The sequence below is a fragment of the Streptomyces typhae genome (genome assembly GCF_009755605.1).
In the GTDB taxonomy this organism is placed as follows: domain Bacteria; phylum Actinomycetota; class Actinomycetes; order Streptomycetales; family Streptomycetaceae; genus Streptomyces; species Streptomyces typhae.
Map to the genome: position 1 here is coordinate 14,510 of NZ_WPNZ01000042.1, position 16,966 is coordinate 31,475.

The following is a 16,966-nucleotide window of genomic DNA, read 5'->3' on the forward strand; positions in this document are numbered from 1 at the left end:
GCGGCCAGCCACTTGCCGCCCGGCAGCCGCTCCACACCGGTCGCAGCCCCGATCTCCGGGTTCTGCTTGAAGGAGTGGCCGATCGCCTCCAGGCGGCCCCGCACGCCGCTGTCCCACAGGCCCGGTTCGAGCTCCGTCTGGGCGGCGTTGCGCTGGCTCGCGCGCGGCTCCGCGATCGCGTCGACCAGTTCCAGGTCCCGGTCGAGATAGCCGGTCAGGGTCTGGAGGACGGTGGTGATGATCGTCGCGCCGCCGGGCGAGCCGACCGCGACGACCGGCCGGTCGTTCTTGTCGAGCACGATGGTCGGCGCGAGGGACGAACGCGGCCGCTTCCCGGGGCCCGGCAGGTTCGGGTCGTGCACGGCCGGGTTGGCCGGCGCGAAGGAGAAGTCGGTCAGCTCGTTGTTGAGGAGGAAGCCACGGCCCGGGACGGTGATGCCGCTGCCGCCCGTCTGCTCGATGGTGAGGGTGTACGCGACGACGTTGCCCCACTTGTCGGCCACCGTCAGATGGGTGGTGTTCTCGCCCTCGTACGTCGTCGGGGCCGCCCTGCCGCCGTCGGCGCACGGTGCGGGGCGGCGCGGGTCGCCCGGCGCGAGCGGGCTCTTGAGCACCTTGTCGTCCTTGATCAGGCACTCGCGGGAGTCGGCGAACCGCTGCGAGAGGAGCTCCTTCTTCGGCACGTCCTCGAAGGCCGGGTCGCCCACCCAGCGCCCGCGGTCGGCGAACGCGATCCGGCTCGCCTCGATGAAGCGGTGCAGATAGCGGGTCCTGGTGGCCTTGGAGAGGTCGGTGCGCTCCAGGATGTTCAGTGCCTCGCCGACGGTGGTGCCGCCGGACGACGACGGCGCCATGGAGTAGACGCCGAGCCCGCGGTAGGACGTCCTCGTGGCGGTGCGGCGCTCGACCTCGTAGTCGCGCAGGTCCTTAAGGGACAGGTCGCCGGGGCGGGCCTTGCGCCCGGAGTCCGGGTCCACGGGCGGCTTGTTCACGGTGCGGACGACGTCGCGCCCGATGGCGCCGTGGTACAGCGCGTCGACGCCCTCGTCCCCGAGCTCCGCGTAGGTGCGCGCGAGGTCGGGGTTCTTGAACGTCGAGCCGACCACGGGCAGCTTCCCGCCGGGCAGGAAGAGGCGGGCGGTGGCGGGGAAGTCCGCGAACCGGGCGCGGTTGGACTTCGTCTGGTCGCGGAACGTCTCGTCGACCGTGAAGCCGTTCCTGGCGAGCCGTTCGGCGGGTTTCAGGAGCGTGCGAAGGCTCTTGCTTCCCCAGGAGTCGAGCGCCTCCTGCCAGGTGGCGGGCGTACCGGGAGTGCCGACGCCGAGGCCGCTCGTCACCGCGTCGGCGAACGGGACGGGCTTGCCGTCCTCGATGAACAGCTTGGAGTCGGCGGTGCGCGGCGCGGTCTCGCGGCCGTCGAGGTTGCGCACCTTGCGGGACTTGGCGTCGTAGTACACGAAGTACCCGCCGCCGCCGACCCCCGCCGAGTAGGGCTCGGTCACCCCGAGGGCCGCCGCCGTGGCGACCGCCGCGTCGACGGCGTTGCCGCCCTTCCTCAGGACCTCGATGCCCGCGGCGGACGCGTCCGGGTCGACGCTCGCCACCGCGCCGCCGGAGCCCTTGGCCACCGGTGTCTTCTCCGGGCTCGTCGCGCGAGCCGCGCCGGAACCGCCCGAAGCCGCCGATTCCGGTCTTGCGGCGGCTTCGGCGGCCGTGGCCGTTTCGGCGCCCGTGCCCGGTTGCGCCGAGCGCGAAGGCGAAGGGGGCGCGGCCGCACCGACCGACACCAACACCCCTCCGACCGCCCATAGGGTGAGATTCCGTACGACACCACGACGCATTCGTACCTCCAGTCAACAGCCGTCTGCGCAGGGTAACTTCGAGCAATGTGCCCCGCCACGAGCACATCGAACGTGGCTCCGAATGGCCGCTAACATGCGCCCCCATGACTGAAGACGTGCGCCTTCTCGCCCTAGGCCTGCTCGCCGCCGCCCTCGGCGTCGCGCTCGGCTGGTACTTCCGCACCTTCCTGTGGAAGCGCAGACTCCGGCGCAAGCAGGCCTTCTTCGGCCTTCCTGCCAACGCCGAGTCCTTGCTCGTGGTCAATCGCGAGGGGAGCAACCCGGAGCTGATGGTGACGCGGCACGACGTGTTCTCGCTCCTTGAGCTCGCTCCGCTGATCAAGGAGTGCGGCGCGCACTCCCATCTCGTCGCGCACGACGCGGTCCAGCAGGGCTTCGGTGAGCGCACCGAGTTCTGCGTCGGCAACCCGGCGATCAACCGCCGCATGGCCGCGCACATGCACTCGCTGCTCCCGGGCGTGCGCGTGAACGCCGACCCGGAGCCGGGCCCCGACCGGGGCGCCTTCCAGATCGGCTCCGAGCGCTACCGCCTGGAGGGCGGCCGCACCGAGTACGTCATCGTGGCGCGCCTGACCGCCGGGCAGGCCCCGGAGGCGCGTCCCGTCTTCCTCTTCTGCGGTCAGCGCGCGATCACCAACCAGGCCGCGACGCGCTATCTGGCCCGCCACCACGACCGCCTCGCCCGTAAGCACGGCAACGGCTCCTTCGTGCTGCTCCTGAAGGTCGTGAACTCGCAGGCGTACGGTCCCGACGTGGTCGAGCTCGTCGACGACGTGACCCGGGCCGCCCAGGAGCCGATCCCCGCGCCGCCGCAGCAGCGCAACTCGCACCGCGCCAAGTGACGTGGGCGGACACGCGGCGCACGCGGCCGAGGACGTCCGCTTCACGTATGCCGTCAATGATGCCAATGTGACACAGTCGGCAATTTCCAGGACACAGGCAACCCGAACGGACCTTCCACACTCTCCCTCCGGGCAGGCAGTGAACATCCGCACGGAGGTACGTTTCCTTGAGGTCCCGCAGGTCCCTGAGCTCGTCGAGCCGCCGCTCCATCCGTCCCCGTCACGCCGCCGTCGCAGGTGTCGCGGCCCTCGGGGCGACCCTGTCCGCCTGCTCCGACGGCGGCTCCGGCAGCGGCTCGGGGGCCGCCGAGAAGCCGAGGGTCTCCGTGAACCTCACCGGCGAGAAGGCGACGGCGGGCGTGCCGGTCACGGTGCGGCTCGCCACGAAGGACGCGCGCCTGAAGGACGTGACGGTCGCCGACGCCGAGGGCACGAAGCTGGCCGGCGAGGTCGCTGCCGACGGCCGCACCTGGACCTCCGCGCGCAAGGCGGCCCCGGGCACCAGCTACAGCGTGCGGGCCGTCACCGACAAGGGCGGCGAGGCGAAGCGGACCTTCAGAACGGCCGCGCCCGAGCAGGTCAACAAGGTCACCATCACGCCGGGCCGGGGCCTCAGGACCGTCGGCGTCGGCCAGCCCCTGTCGATCGTCTTCGACCACCCCGTGGCGAACAAGGCGGAGGTGGAGAAGAACCTCAAGGTCAGCACGGACAACGACACCACGGGCTCCTGGGGCTGGATCAAGAACTACGACGGCAAGGACCGCGTCGACTGGCGCCCCGAGAAGTACTGGAAGCCGGGCACCGAGGTGCGCCTGGACGCGCAGCTCGACGGCATCGACTCGGGCGAGCAGGGCGGCTGGTTCGTCCGCGACTACGACACCGCCGTCACCGTCGGCCGGAACCAAGTCGTCAAGGTCGACCTGGACAGCAGGACGGCGACGCTGACGCGGGACGGCCGCAAGGTCAAGTCGGTGCCGATGTCCGCGGGCACGCCGGGCGGCGAGAAGGCCTCCTGGGGCGGCACGTCGGTCCTGATGTCCAAGGAGGGCACGATCAACATGCGCTCCGAGACCGTCGGCCTCGGCGACAGCTACGACAAGATGGTCGACTACTCGATGCGCCTCACCTGGTCGGGCATGTACGCGCACGCGGCCCCCTGGAACGCGGCCTACTTCGGCAACACCAACCACAGCTCCGGCTGCGTCGGCATGAGCACCTCCCACGCCTCCTGGCTGTACGGCCAGGTCCAGGTCGGCGACCCGTTCGAGGTCTCGGGCTCCGGCTCCAAGGGAGTGCCGGACCCGGGCAACGGCTACGGGGCGTGGAACCTTTCGTGGACGGACTGGCAGGCCAAGAGCGCGCTCGAACAGGGCTCTTGAGCCGACAACCGCGTCAACAATCGTTACCGGTACGTAACTTACCGACGGGTTACCCTCGGTAAGAATCCCCGGTTACCGTGCGGTCACTTTGCACTTCCACCAAGTGAGGAGTGACCCGTGCGAGACCCCCACCAGTCCCTGCGGTCCACGACCGCGGGGGCCGTCTCCGTCACCCTGATCGCGGGCGCCGCCTTCGGCCTGGCGCCCGCGGCGCAGGCCGCGCCCACCGCGCAGGCGGCGCCGCGGGCGACCGGCGTCCGCTTCGTCGACATCGCCGGCGACGGCGGCACGAAGCTGGCGGCCAACGTCGTCACCCCGGCGGGTGCCGAGGACGGCGCCGGATACCCGGTCATCGTGCTGCCCACGAGCTGGGCCGTGCCCCAGATCGAGTACCTGGCGCAGGCCAGGAAGCTCGCCGCGACCGGCTACGTCGTGGTCAGCTACAACTCCCGTGGCTTCTGGCAGTCCGGCGGCGAGATCGAGGTCGGCGGCCCCGAGGACATCGCCGACGCCTCCAAGGTCATCGACTGGGCCCTCGCGAACACCCCCGCGGACCCCGGCCGGGTCGGCATGGCGGGCGTCAGCTACGGCGCCGGGATCAGCCTCCTCGCCGCCGCGCACGACAAGCGCGTCAAGGCGGTGGGCGCGCTGAGCGGCTGGGGCGACCTCGTCGGCTCCATCTACAGCGGCCGCACCCAGCATGTCCAGGCGGGCGCCCTGCTCGGCGGCGCGGGGGAACTCACCGGCCGCCCCAGCGCCGAACTGCGGACCATCCTGAAGGACTTCCTCGGCTCGAACCTCGACAAGGAGCCCGAGATGCTCGCGTGGGGCGCCAAGCGCTCCCCCGCCACCTATCTGGACCGCCTCAACGAGAACGGCGCCGCGATCTTCCTCGCCAACGCCTGGGGCGACACCATCTTCCCGCCCAACCAGTACGCGGACTTCTACGAGAAGCTGACGGGCCCCAAGCGCCTGGAGTTCCGCCCCGGCGACCACGCCACGTCGGAGGCCACCGGACTGCTCGGTCTGCCCAACGACACCTGGACGAACACGCGGCGGTGGTTCGACCGCCATCTGAAGGGCGAGCGCAACGGCATCGACCAGGAACAGCCGGTCCAGCTCAAGTCGCGCTCCACGGGCGGCTACGAGGGCTACCCGGACTGGAAGTCGGTCGGCGCCACGAGCAGGAAGATCGACCTCACGGACGGCGCGACCGTGCACACGAACACCGACTCCGGCGCGAACGGCGGCACGGTGCTCCTGTCCAACGCCCTCGACCAGTTCCTGAAGCTGCCGCGGGTGGCGTCGATCCCGCTGCTGCCGCGCCGCTACGCGGCCGTGTGGCAGTCGGAGCGCTCCGCGCGGGTGGAGCGGGTGCGGGGCACCGCGAAGCTGCACACCACGGTCACCGGCACCAAGGAGAGCGGAACCCTCGTCGCCTACCTCTACGACGTGGGCCCGCTCGGCCTCGGCAAGCTGGTCGCCAACGCGCCGTACACCTTCCACGGCAAGACGCCCGGCAAGCCGTTCACCGTCGACCTGGAGCTGTTCTCCACGGCCTACGACGTCCCGGCAGGGCACCGGCTCGCCCTGGTCGTCGACACGGTCGACCCGCTCTATGTCGAGCACAACCCGTCCGGCGCGCAGCTGACCTTCTCCTCGCCGAGCACCGACCCGTCGTACGTGTCGATCCCCCTGCGCGAGCAGTGATCTCCGGCTGCTGCCGGGCGGGCCTGGCCCTCCAGCTGCTGCTCCCGTCAGGGTCCTGGGGCCCTGGGGGGACCCCCGCCCGGCAGCAGCGTCCCTGGTTCAGCCGGGGCGACGTCCACGGCCTCTGTCTTGGGACTGCGCTGCTGACGCTTGGACACCCGGTGGGCGAACCACGAAAGCAGCATGCACATCCCGATGTAGATCGGTGAGATCACCATGACCACGGGGATGAAAGGCAAATCGTAGTCGAGATTCGACGCGATGAGCTTCCCGGCATGGAGGAACTCCTCATAGGTGATCAGATAGCCGAGCGAGGTGTCCTTCAGGGCCACGACCAGCTGGCTGATGATGGCGGGCAACATGGCCCGTACCGCCTGCGGCACCAGGACGTACGACATGACCTGCGTCTTTCTCATGCCCAGCGCGTAGGCGGCCTCCCTCTGGCCGCGCTCCACCGAGTTGATGCCGGAGCGGAACACCTCGGCGAGCACGGAACCGTTGTAGAGCGTGAGCCCGGCGACCAGCGCCGGCAGCGGCTGGACCTTCAGCGCCACGAAGACGAAGAAGATCATCACGAGCACGGGCATCGCGCGGAAGAACTCCACGACGAGGGTGGCCGCCCAGCGCACCGGCCGGTGCTCCGAGAGGCGCCCGGTGGCCAGGAGCGCACCCAGGGCCAGCGCGAGCACGGCGGAGATCGCGAAGGCCTTCAGGGTGTTGCCGAGCCCGCGCAGGAGCAGTTCCTGGATGCCTTTGTACGCGAAGGGCGTCCACTTGGTGCGGGTGAACTGGTCGGTGTCGAACAGCAGGTACACGACCCAGCCGACCAGGGCGGCGATCAGGACGGTCGACAGGACGCCGTAGAGCAGGTGCCTGCGGCGGGTCCTGGGGCCGGGTACGTCGTAGAGGGCGGTGGCTTCGGGGGCGGTGGCGGCGGTCATCGGGCGACTCCCCAGCGCTTCTCGAGGATGTGGAAGACGGCGCTGATGGCCAGCGTGATGACGAGGTAGCCGAGGGCGATCCAGACGAAGGTCCAGATGATGCTGTAGCCGAGCTCGTTGAGCGTCTTGTACGTGCCGAGCAGTTCGGTGACGCTGAACGCCCCGGCGATGGCGGAGTTCTTGGCGAGCGCGATCAGCGTGGAGCCGACCGGCGCGATCACGGACCGGAAGGCCTGCGGCAGGATCACTGTGGACAGGGTCTGGCCGAAGGTCATGCCGAGGCTGCGGGCGGCCTCGCCCTGCCCCCTCGGCACCGTGTTGATGCCCGAGCGCAGTGCCTCGCAGATGAAGGCCGAGGTGTAGCAGCCGAGCGCGAGCACCGCGAACACCTTGAAGGGCAGCACGAGACCGAACCGCGGCAGGCCGAGCAGCACGGCGAAGAAGAGGAGCGTCAGCGGGGTGTTCCTGAGGACCGCCACCCACACGGCGCCGAACAGCCGGAAGGAGCCGACGGGCGCCACCCGGAACGAGGCCATCACGAACCCGAGGGCGAGCGCGAGCAGCGAGGCGTACACGGTCAGTTCGAGGGTGCCGAGGAAGCCCTCGCCGAAGGTGGAGAAGTTGTCCGTCAGTACGTCCATGACGCCTCCTCAGCTCGCCGGGTAGCGGTCGATGGCGGGCGGCTCCGGCGCCGGGACGCCGGAGAGGCCGAGGGTCGCCTCGTAGGCCTTCTTCCAGTCGCCGTCTCTCTCGCGGGCGGCGAGGGCGTCGTCGACGGCGAACCTGAGCGCGTCGTCGCCGCGCGGGACGCCGATGCCGTACGGCTCCTCGGAGAAGGGCTTGCCGACCAGCTTCAGCTCGTCGGGCACCTTGGCCGCGTACCCGATGAGGATCGCGTCGTCGGTGGTGACGGCGTCGACCTGATAGGTCAGCAGGTTGTCGACACACACGGAGTACGTGTCGTACGCGACGAGCGTCGCCTTCGGGTAGTCCTTCCGGATGCGCTGGTAGGGCGTGGAGCCCGCGGCGGAGCACACCTTCTTGCCCGCGAGGTCCCGCGGCCCCTTGATGTCGTCCTCGTCGTGCCGCACGAGCAGGCCCTGGCCCGCCATGTAGTAGGGGCCGCCGAAGCCGACGAGCTTCTTGCGGTTGTCGTTGATGGTGTACGTGCCGACGTAGAAGTCGATCTGCCCGTTCTGAAGGGCGGTCTCGCGGTTGGCGGAGGCGATCGTCCTGAAGGTGATCCGGCCCGGGTCGAGGCCGAGGGACGCCGAGACCATCTTGGCGATCTCGATGTCGAAGCCGGAGTAGCGGCCGCTCGCCGGGTCCTTCTCGCCGAGGTAGGGCTGGTCCTCCTTGGCGCCGACCACGAACCGGCCGCGGCTCTCCGCCCTGCGCCAGGTGCCGGACTGCGGCAGCCGGAAGTCCTTCGCCACCTCGTACACGGGCAGCTCCCCGGCGGCGGGGCCCTTGGTCGGCGGGCTGCCCTCCTTGCCGCAGGCCGCGGTGGCGAGGGCGGTGAGGACGAGCGCGCTGAACAGACGTGTCGTACGGAGCATGCGGGCCCCCGTCAGTGCTTGAGGATCTTGGAGAGGAAGTCCCTGGCGCGTTCGCTCTCCGGTCGGGTGAAGAAGTCCTCGGGGGCCCGGTCCTCGACGACGCGGCCGTCGGCCATGAAGACGACGCGGTTGGCCGCCGAGCGGGCGAAGCCCATCTCGTGGGTGACGACGACCATCGTCATGCCGTCCCGGGCCAGCTGCTGCATGACTTCGAGGACCTCGTTGATCATCTCCGGGTCGAGGGCCGACGTCGGCTCGTCGAAGAGCATGACCTTGGGGTCCATGGCGAGGGCGCGGGCGATGGCCACGCGCTGCTGCTGGCCGCCGGAGAGCTGCGCCGGGTACTTCGCCGCGTGCGCCGAGAGGCCGACGCGCTCCAGGAGCTCGCGGGAGCGCCGGTCCGCCTCGTCCTTCTTGCGGCCCCTGACCTTGACCTGCCCCATGGAGACGTTCTGGAGCACGGTCTTGTGCGCGAAGAGGTTGAACGACTGGAAGACCATGCCCACTTCGGCGCGGAGCCGGGCCAGCGCCTTGCCCTCCTCGGGCAGGGGGCGGCCGTCGAGCCGGATCTGTCCCGACTGGATGGTCTCCAGGCGGTTGATGGTCCGGCAGAGCGTCGACTTCCCCGACCCCGAGGGGCCGATGACCACGACCACCTCTCCCTTGCCGACGGTGAGGTCGACGTCCCGCAGGACATGGAGCTCCCCGTAGTACTTGTTGACGTCACGCAGCTCGATCAACGGATCGACGGTCATGCCCAGACCTGCCCATTCTCAGCTGTGCCGGTCAGCGCAAACTATCCACGTGAAAACGGGACTTATGGGACGACACGCACTTAGGGGCATTAACCGTATTTGAGGCTCTGTCGCCTCCTGGCTACGTCTCCGACGCCTCCGCGTAGATCTGTGACAACTCGGGCGTTCCCTGGACCGCCCAGTCGAGGCCCGCCGCGACCACCTGGATCTCCCGGCCCGAGGCGAGGCGCACCACCGGGGTGCCGCCGGGCAGCACGTGCCAGACCGCGCCGGGCACGGTCCGCACGAGCACCGTGCCGAGATACAGGCCCGCGTCGTTGCCGATCCACGGGAGCGCCTCGGCGTCGTCGCGCCAGTGCGGCGGCAACTGGTCGAGGGCCGCGAGCGAACCCGGGGAGTCGTCGAGGTCGAGGCCCGCGGCGGTCGCCTGGGAGCGCAGCAGCTCACACTCGGAGAGGAGGTCGGCCACCCCGTCGGGGTCGCCCTCGAACGCCGTAGCGAGCCGCACGCCCGGCTCGCTCGGGCGCCGCTTGCGCCACTTGTCCAGGAACGGAATGTTCATGACCGGTGCCTCTCCGTGGGGTGCCCGGCGGCACCCGGGAACACCGGGGTGGGCCGGACGGCGGATCCGCGTACCAAGGAATGTATCCCGCGGCGGTTCAGCGACGGGTGAAGGCCAGGATCGTGGCCAGGTTCATCGGGCGGCGGGTGGAGAGGTAGAGGTAAGGGGCCGTGTGGTGCGGGCCCCGCAGTTCCACGCGCAGCGCGGTGGGCACATAGGCGCGCAGCAGGAGCAGCGCGTACGCGTTCGCCTTGTACGTGCGCCACTCGAAGGCCTCGCCCGCGTCCAGGATCTCCGTGGTGCCGAGGTCGTCGATCGGGATGGTCCGGTCGCCGACGACCAGCGTCCCGGGCGTCACGACGATGCGGGCCGAGCCGTAGCGGTGCACCAGCGGCCCTGACACCGCGCCGACGAGGACCGCCCCGGCCCCGGCGGCGAGGGGCCCGAAGGGCAGCAGCAGACCGCCGAAGAGACAGCCCGCGAGCACGACGAGGAACCACCACGCGGCCGGGACACTCAGGCGCTCATCGTAAAGGTGCATGACGCCATCCTGGCACTGGTGTACGGGCGCCCCGCACGGGGCCCGTCGTGCGCGCAGCCGCGAGGCCCCGGCCACACGGCGTTCGCCGACGGGTGCCTGACGGCTCCTCAGCTCCGGCATGCACCGTCCGCAACGCGGACTTGTACCGTCCGCAGCTCCGACTTGTACCGTCCGCGGCGCCACCTCGTTCCGTCCGCAGCTCCGACTTGTACCGTTCGCGGCACAGCCTTGTACCGTCCGCGGCACCGACTTCTTCCGGGAAAGGGGTCCGTCGTGCGAAGACGCGTCTGGGCAACCGCCACCGTGCTCGCCCTGCTCACCGGTCTCGTACCGGTCACCGCGGCCTGGGCCGCACCGGCGCGCACCGGGCCGCTGCCCCCGGCGCGGCTGTCCGGCGGACCGCTCCCGCTGGAGCGGCTCTTCGACAACCGGGCCGTCAGCGACGACGCGCGCCCTGCCGACGCGGACTTCGACGGCGCGGGCGGCTCGCTGTCCGCCCGGGACCTGGCGGCGGCGGGCTGGACGCCCGGCCGCGCCCTCGGCGTCGACGGCGCCCGCCTGACCTGGCCGGACACGGCGGCGGGCGAACCGGACAACGTACGGGCCGACGGCCAGGAGGTACGGGTGCGGGGGCGCGGCGACGCCCTGGCGTTCCTCGTGGCGGGCACCGGCGGGGACGCGACCGGGACCGGCACCGTGCGCTACCGGGACGGCTCGCGCGGCAGCTACCGGCTGACGGCCCCGGACTGGCGTGCCGGCCCCCTCGCCACCAAGTCCGTGGCGCTGCCGCATGTGAACACGCCCGGCGGGCAACTCACCGAACGGGCCCGCCTGTACGTGGTCACGGTGCCGCTCGCCCGTGGCCGCGAGGTGGCCTCGGTGACGCTGCCGCGGGACCCCGGCGCCGGGGCGGACCTGCATGTGTTCGCCCTGTCGGTGCGGGGCGGGACGCCCGGCTGGACGGGCAGTTGGTCGGCGTCCACGGCCGGGTACACCGCCGTGGGCCCCTGGCAGGACCGGACCGTGCGCCTGGTGGTGCACACCGGCGCCGGGGGTCCGCGGGTGCGCGTCCGGCTCGACAACACGTTCGCGGGCGCTCCGGTGCGGATCGGCGGTGCCACGGTCGCGGTGCGGGACGCCGGCGCGCGGGCGCGGGGCAGGCCGGTGGCGCTGCGGTTCCGGGGTGCCGCGGGTGCGGAGATTCCCGCCGGGACGCAGGTGTTCAGCGACCCGCTGCGGTTCCGGGTGCCCGCCGGCACCGACCTCCTCGTCAGCTTCCATCTGCCGGACCGGGTCGCCGCCGCCCCCGTGCACAGCCAGGCCACGGCGACCTCCTACGTCAGCGGCCCCGGCGACCACGCGGCCGACGGCTCCCCGGTGGCGTACACCTCGACGCTCACGACCTGGCCGCTGCTCACCGGCGTCGACGTCGGGGGCGGGCCCGGGTCCGTGGTGCTGCTCGGCGACTCCCTCACCGACGGCGTCGGCTCCACACCCGACGCCGACCGCCGCTGGCCCGACGAGCTGGCCCGGCGACTGCTCGCCCGGGGCCCCGGCACCGGGGTGCCGCGCTACGGCGTCCTGAACCAGGGCATCTCCGCGAACCGTGTCGTCGCCGACCGCTACCCCGGGGACGGGGTGGCCACCGACACCGGGGGTGTCAGCGCCCTGCACCGCCTCGACCGCGATGTCTTCGCCCAGACCTCCGCCCGTACCGTCGTCGTCTTCGAGGGCGTCAACGACCTGCGGTGGGGCGCGTCCGCCGACGAGGTCGTCGCCGGGCTCCGCGCGATCGCCGGGCGGGCGCGGGAGCGGGGCCTGCGGGTGGTGGGCGCGACCGTCGCCCCCTGCGCGGGGGAGGCTCGCTGCACCGCCGCGGTGGACGCGGAGCGGGGGCGGGTCAACTCCTGGCTGCGGCGGTCCGGCGTCTTCGACGCCGTGTTCGACTTCGACGCGGTCCTGCGGGATCCCGCTCGCCCCGAGCGGCTGCTGGCCGCCTTCGACAGCGGGGACCATCTGCATCCGGGCGATGCGGGGCACGCCGCGCTGGCCCGGTCGGTGGAGCTCGCGGAACTGGTGCCGTGACCGTCGGACCGGCGCGGCGCGATCGGCGGCGACCCCGGGAGGCGGTGCCTCAGACGTCCAGGTCCACCACCACGGGCGCGTGGTCGGAGGCCCCCTTGCCCTTGCGCTCCTCACGGTCCACGTACGCGTCGGACACCGCCTTGGAGAACGCCTCGTTGCCGTAGACGAGGTCGATGCGCATGCCCTTGTTCTTGGGGAAGCCGAGCTCGCGGTAGTCCCAGTACGTGAAGGGGTGGTCGTACTTCAGGGGGCGGGGGACGACGTCGTGGAGGCCGGTCTCGCGGAGGGAGGCGAGGGCGGCGCGCTCGGCGGGGGTGACGTGGGTGGCGCCGTCGAAGAGGGAGGGGTCCCAGACGTCGTCGTCCGTCGGCGCGACGTTGAAGTCGCCGAGGACGGCGAAGGGCCGAGGGCCCGCGGCGTCGTCGGCGACGGCGGCCTTCAGGGCCTCGAACCAGGCGAGCTTGTAGGCGTAGTGCGCGTGGTCGACCTCGCGTCCGTTAGGCACGTACACCGACCAGACGCGGGCCGGGCCGCAGGTCGCCGCGATGGCGCGGGGCTCCTGCGCGCCGTCGTAGTCGGGGCCCCCGGTCAGGCCGGGCGTCACGTCGTCGAGGCCGACGCGGGAGATCAGTGCGACGCCGTTCCACCGGCCGGTGGCGTTCACCGCCGACTCGTAACCGAGCTCGCGCAGGGCCTCGGCGGGGAACTGCTCCGCGGTGCACTTGGTCTCCTGGACGCACAGCACGTCCGTGCCGGTCTTCTCCAGCCAGGCCAGGAGCCGGGGAAGGCGGGCGGTGATCGAGTTCACGTTCCAGGTGGCAATCCGCATGGGGACCAACCTACCCGGCACCTCTGACATCCCCGGCCCGCCGCCCGCTCCGCCCGCCCGGACCCCGCGCCGGCCCAGGGCCTGTCGGCTACAGCCCCGCCGACTCCCCCGGGGAGAGCCGCACGTGGTCGGCCCCGCCGAGGTTGCCCACATGCGTGTCGTAGATGGGGCGTGCCAGGTCCGTGAGGAGGGCGTCGTGGATGTCGTAGGCGCGCTGCGGCTTGACCTCGCGGACGTACTCGATCACTTCGGCGATCTTGTTCCAGGGCGCCATGACGGGCACGAGGAGCGTCTCCACGGGGTGCTCGGGCACTGTGAAGGCGTCGCCGGGGTGGAAGACCGTGCCGTCCAGGAGGTAGCCGACGTTGGTGACGCGCGGCAGGTCCGGGTGGATCACGGCGTGCAGCTCGCCGTGGACCTGTACGTCGAATCCGGCGGCCGTGAACGTGTCGCCGTGGCCGACCGTGTGCACGCGGCCGGGGAAGGCGGCGGAGATCTGGTCGGCGACGGCGGCGAGGGTCCAGATCTCGGTGCCCGGGTCGGCCTCCAGGGCGGCGCGGAGCTGGGCCTCGTCGAAGTGGTCGGGGTGCTCGTGCGTGACGAGGATCGCTTCGGCGCCCACCGCCGCGTCCTGTTCGCTGAAGCCGCCGGGGTCGATGACGAGCCTTTGGCCGTCCTTCTCCAGGCGCACGCAGGCGTGGGACTTCTTCGTGAGTTCGATACGAGACGTCGTCATGCCTCCCATCCTGCTCCTCGGGGCCGCGGGGCGCGGCCCCGAGGGTGCCGGCGGGCTACTCCTGCGGGGTGGTCTCCTCACGGATCACCTGCTGGGCGACGCGGAACGCGCTGTTGGCGGCGGGGACACCGCAGTACACCGCGGTCTGGAGCAGCACTTCCTTGATCTCGGCCGGGGTGAGGCCGTTGCGGAGCGCGGCCCGGGTGTGGAAGGCCAGCTCCTCCAGGTGGCCGCCCGCGACCAGGGCCGTGAGCGTCACGCAGCTGCGGGTGCGGCGGTCCAGGCCCTGCCGGTTCCAGACCTCGCCCCAGGCGTAGCGGGTGACGAGGTCCTGGAAGTCCTGCGAGAACTCGTCGGCGGCGGCGAGCGCCCGGTCGACGTGCGCGTCGCCGAGGACCTCGCGGCGGACCTTCATGCCCGCCTCGTACCGGTCGGGGCGGGCGTCCGTGGCCTCGGGCTGCTCGACCGACGCCGGCTCGGCGGCGGGGGCGGCGGGCGGCGGTGCGAGCACCGGCTTGACGGGCGGCGCCACGATGGCGTGCTGCCCGGTGGCACCGGTGTCGGGGGCGGCCTGCCAGGCGCTGGTGAAGTGGCGCAGGAGGAGGTCGGTGACCGCGGCGGGCTGTTCCACGGGGGCCAGGTGGGAGGCGCCGGGAACGACGGCGAGGCGGGCGTCGGGGATGCCCGCGACCAGCGTGCGGGCCTCCGCCTGACCCGTCACCTGGTCCTCGGAGCCGACGAGGACGAGGGTCGGCACTCCGGTGCCGGCCAGCTCGGAGCGGATGTCGAAGGCGGCGAGCGCCTCGCAGGCGGCGATGTAGCAGCCCGGGTCGGTGGTGCGCACCATCTGCACGGCCCAGTCGGTGATGGCGGGCTGCGCGGCGGCGAAGCCGGGCGTGAACCAGCGCTCGGGCGAGCTGCGGGCGATGGGGTCGAGGCCGTTGGTGCGGACGATGACGCCGCGCTGACGGAACTCGTCGGCGGTGCCGAACCTCGGTGACGTGGCGATCAGCGCCAGCGAGGCGACGCGGTGCGGATGCCGCAGCGCCAGCTCCGCGCCGATGGCACCGCCGAGGGCGCAGCCCGCGTACCCGAAGCGCTGCACCCCCAGCTCGTCGAGGGTGCCGAGCAGCCGGGCCGCCAGCTCCCCGACCGAGTCCACGGGGTGGGCGGGGGCGCCGCCGTGCCCCGGCATGTCGAAGCGGAACACCCGCCAGTGCTTGCTCAGCTCCGGTACTTGCCGGTCCCACATGTGCCATGTGGTACCGAGGGAGGGGCCCAGGACCAGGACCGGTGCGTCTTCTGGCCCGTCAAAGCGGTATTGCAGGGTGTTCTTCGGCGTCTCACTCACCCGCCCGACCCTCTCATCAGTCACGAAAAGTCACATCGCCGGGGTGAACCTCGCGGGCCTTGTACCGCTCGCGACGGCAGGTCCGGCACCGCCGGAACCCCTCGATGAGCCCAGGCATGTGCTCTCCAGCGTGCACTCGTGACCGTATCGACAGTGGGCCCCCGGGCACATGCCCTCCCCCAGTTCCTACGAGAATCTTCATCCTTGGTCACGGCCTCCACGTGGTTACGGTCGCAGCAGCTTGAACACCACACAGTGAACAAGATCCGGCTTTCCCTGGAGAGGGCTTCATAAGAGGGTGGAGACGGTCGCAGCGTGAACCGCGAGGTCGAAGAAGTTCCGGTCTGCGGTGAACGACTCACCGGGCACGTCCTGGTAGCCGGACTCCGAATCCTCCGAATCCACCTCAATCCTGCTGGCCGTACAGTACGGCGAGCCGCTCGGCTGGTAGACCGCGTGGCTCACGCTTGCTCCTCCGCCGCACCCCCGTGCAGGCCCTCCCACATGGCAGCGGCTCCGCGAAGATCCTCTACGTCCGGCTTGACGTACCACCGCTTGGTCGTCTTGACATTCTTATGCCCGGCCCATCGCGCGAGGATGTGGTCCGGTACACCGCGGTTGGCCAGGTAGGTGAAGCACGCCGCACGTGCGAGGTAAAGCCTGACGCGACGGAGCCCGAGGAGCTGCATGAGCCGGTACGCGCGCCGACGAAGCTGCTTGATCGTGAAAGCCACGCCCGTCTCGTGCACCAGCACGTAGCCGGATGCCACGTACGCTTCCCCCAGGGCGTGCCTCTCCTCGGCCTGGAGGGCTCGGAACGCCTTGAGGGCATCTAGCACCGGACCCGGCAGCGGCAGAGTCCGCTCACCCGCAAGAGACTTGGTGTCCTTCTCCACCACATAACGGTTGCCCATCATCGTGCGCGTGTTGGCAATGTCGATCGTGGCGTTCTCCAGATCGACGTCTCCCCACCGGAGGCCGCAGACTTCAGCCGGGCGGAGCCCCATCAGCGATAGAAGCAGCGGAGCGTAGAGACGCTCCCCTTTGATGCCATGAATGAACTTCTGAACCTCCTCGACGTTCCAGGGCGGCACCTCCTCTTTCGTCTTGCGCTCTTCTTTTCGCGCCCTGCGGGGAATGGTCACGTTTTCAGCGACATTGATGTACACCAGTCGCCGGGTAGCCGCTCTCCCTAGAGCTTCCTTCAATCGAGCAAGGCTCATATCCACGCTTGTGACACTGAGAGGTGTCCCAGCCCTCTTGCCCCGCACGCGACCATGCGCCAGCGCCCAGTCCCTCCAGTCCTCCACGTGCTCTTCGGTAAGCTCCTGGAGGCGGATATTGCCGAGTCCCCCCCGAACTCGATCCAGGGTGATCGTGTAGTTGTAGATGGTGGTCTCTTCGAGATCATCGGTTTTCATGGCCAACCATCGGTCAAGCCATTCGTTAACGGTGATCTTGTTGGGCGGCACGATGGAACCCTGGTTCCGCCGGTTAGATATGTCCGCGTACTCAGCCTTCGCTTCCTTTAGGGAGTCGAAGGTGCGCCTCAGCTGCTTACGCTTCCCGGTTTCGGGGTCGATCCCTACATCAACAACGAACTGGTACCTGACCTTTCCCTTCGAGTTCGGCGGAAGTTTCTTGATGGGATCGGACAGAAGTCTCACTCTCCTCGGATTCGTGGAAATACCCGCACTAGGAGTTGTCTTCAAATGTCACGCCCACATCAGGAGCGAGGCGAGAGTGACGGCTGCCTGGTAGGACTCGGCGGTCTTGTCGTAGCGGGTCGCGATGCCGCGCCACTGCTTGAGGCG

16 protein-coding genes and 1 pseudogene are annotated in these 16,966 nt (G+C 70.7%); 4 read left to right on the top strand and 13 right to left on the bottom strand.

The window, feature by feature from the left end:
• On the bottom strand, positions 1–1,841 hold a 1,841-nt coding region (gene ggt / locus GPA10_RS40890; protein ID WP_246260656.1), incomplete at its 3' end, for a gamma-glutamyltransferase.
• Positions 1,842–1,945: 104 nt separating this feature from the next.
• Here ggt and GPA10_RS40895 point away from each other — a divergent pair.
• The 3 genes from GPA10_RS40895 (at position 1,946) to GPA10_RS40905 (ending at position 5,793) form a co-directional block, all read left to right on the top strand.
• The gene (locus GPA10_RS40895; RefSeq protein ID WP_157169836.1) at positions 1,946–2,704 is read left to right on the top strand and encodes a hypothetical protein; all 759 of its coding nucleotides are present in this window, start codon (positions 1,946–1,948) and stop codon (positions 2,702–2,704) included.
• A 167-nt stretch (positions 2,705–2,871) separates the two neighbouring features.
• Positions 2,872–4,083: a L,D-transpeptidase gene (locus GPA10_RS40900; RefSeq protein ID WP_157169837.1), complete on the top strand. Its 1,212-nt coding sequence runs from the start codon at positions 2,872–2,874 to the stop codon at positions 4,081–4,083.
• A gap of 117 nt (positions 4,084–4,200) precedes the next feature.
• A complete protein-coding gene (locus GPA10_RS40905) occupies positions 4,201–5,793 on the top strand; it encodes a CocE/NonD family hydrolase (RefSeq protein WP_343041890.1) in 1,593 nt (530 codons plus the stop codon).
• A 47-nt stretch (positions 5,794–5,840) separates the two neighbouring features.
• On the opposite strand, the gene GPA10_RS40910 is transcribed toward GPA10_RS40905, so the two are convergent.
• The 6 genes from GPA10_RS40910 to GPA10_RS40935 form a co-directional block, all read right to left on the bottom strand.
• Positions 5,841–6,734 (bottom strand): amino acid ABC transporter permease, encoded by an 894-nt coding sequence (locus GPA10_RS40910; RefSeq protein WP_157169838.1) that lies wholly within the window; start codon positions 6,732–6,734, stop codon positions 5,841–5,843.
• Positions 6,731–7,375: an amino acid ABC transporter permease gene (locus GPA10_RS40915; protein ID WP_058849177.1), complete on the bottom strand. Its 645-nt coding sequence runs from the start codon at positions 7,373–7,375 to the stop codon at positions 6,731–6,733. The genes GPA10_RS40910 and GPA10_RS40915 overlap by 4 nt, the downstream gene beginning before the upstream one ends.
• Before the next feature lie 9 nt (positions 7,376–7,384).
• On the bottom strand, positions 7,385–8,293 hold the full coding sequence (locus GPA10_RS40920) for a glutamate ABC transporter substrate-binding protein (RefSeq protein WP_157169839.1): 909 nt from the start codon (positions 8,291–8,293) through the stop codon (positions 7,385–7,387).
• 11 nt (positions 8,294–8,304) lie between these two features.
• Positions 8,305–9,048 carry an amino acid ABC transporter ATP-binding protein gene (locus GPA10_RS40925; RefSeq protein WP_157169840.1) on the bottom strand — a complete coding sequence of 248 codons (744 nt, stop codon included), beginning with the start codon at positions 9,046–9,048 and terminating at the stop codon, positions 8,305–8,307.
• Between the two features lie 121 nt (positions 9,049–9,169).
• On the bottom strand, positions 9,170–9,610 hold the full coding sequence (locus GPA10_RS40930; protein ID WP_058849180.1) for a DUF6278 family protein: 441 nt from the start codon (positions 9,608–9,610) through the stop codon (positions 9,170–9,172).
• Positions 9,611–9,707: 97 nt separating this feature from the next.
• A complete protein-coding gene (locus GPA10_RS40935; protein WP_058849181.1) occupies positions 9,708–10,151 on the bottom strand; it encodes a DUF3093 domain-containing protein in 444 nt (147 codons plus the stop codon).
• Between the two features lie 273 nt (positions 10,152–10,424).
• Here GPA10_RS40935 and GPA10_RS40940 point away from each other — a divergent pair, with 273 nt between their 5' ends.
• Positions 10,425–12,236, top strand: a complete 1,812-nt coding sequence (locus GPA10_RS40940) for an SGNH/GDSL hydrolase family protein (RefSeq protein WP_343041891.1) — start codon at positions 10,425–10,427, stop codon at positions 12,234–12,236.
• A 49-nt stretch (positions 12,237–12,285) separates the two neighbouring features.
• Here the strand turns inward: GPA10_RS40940 and GPA10_RS40945 are convergent, their stop codons facing one another.
• From GPA10_RS40945 to GPA10_RS40970, 6 genes and pseudogenes are all read right to left on the bottom strand, one after another.
• The gene (locus GPA10_RS40945; RefSeq protein WP_157169842.1) at positions 12,286–13,065 is read right to left on the bottom strand and encodes an exodeoxyribonuclease III; all 780 of its coding nucleotides are present in this window, start codon (positions 13,063–13,065) and stop codon (positions 12,286–12,288) included.
• 88 nt (positions 13,066–13,153) lie between these two features.
• Positions 13,154–13,786: an MBL fold metallo-hydrolase gene (locus tag GPA10_RS40950; RefSeq protein WP_058849438.1), complete on the bottom strand. Its 633-nt coding sequence runs from the start codon at positions 13,784–13,786 to the stop codon at positions 13,154–13,156.
• 70 nt (positions 13,787–13,856) lie between these two features.
• Positions 13,857–15,152, bottom strand: a complete 1,296-nt coding sequence (gene pcaDC / locus GPA10_RS40955; RefSeq protein ID WP_058849184.1) for a bifunctional 3-oxoadipate enol-lactonase/4-carboxymuconolactone decarboxylase PcaDC — start codon at positions 15,150–15,152, stop codon at positions 13,857–13,859.
• Between the two features lie 288 nt (positions 15,153–15,440).
• A complete protein-coding gene (locus tag GPA10_RS40960; protein WP_157169844.1) occupies positions 15,441–15,617 on the bottom strand; it encodes a hypothetical protein in 177 nt (58 codons plus the stop codon).
• Positions 15,614–16,819, bottom strand: a complete 1,206-nt coding sequence (locus GPA10_RS40965; RefSeq protein ID WP_343041892.1) for a tyrosine-type recombinase/integrase — start codon at positions 16,817–16,819, stop codon at positions 15,614–15,616. The genes GPA10_RS40960 and GPA10_RS40965 overlap by 4 nt, the downstream gene beginning before the upstream one ends.
• Positions 16,820–16,867: 48 nt before the next feature.
• A pseudogene (locus GPA10_RS40970) lies at positions 16,868–16,966 on the bottom strand (IS5 family transposase); the annotation flags it as partial.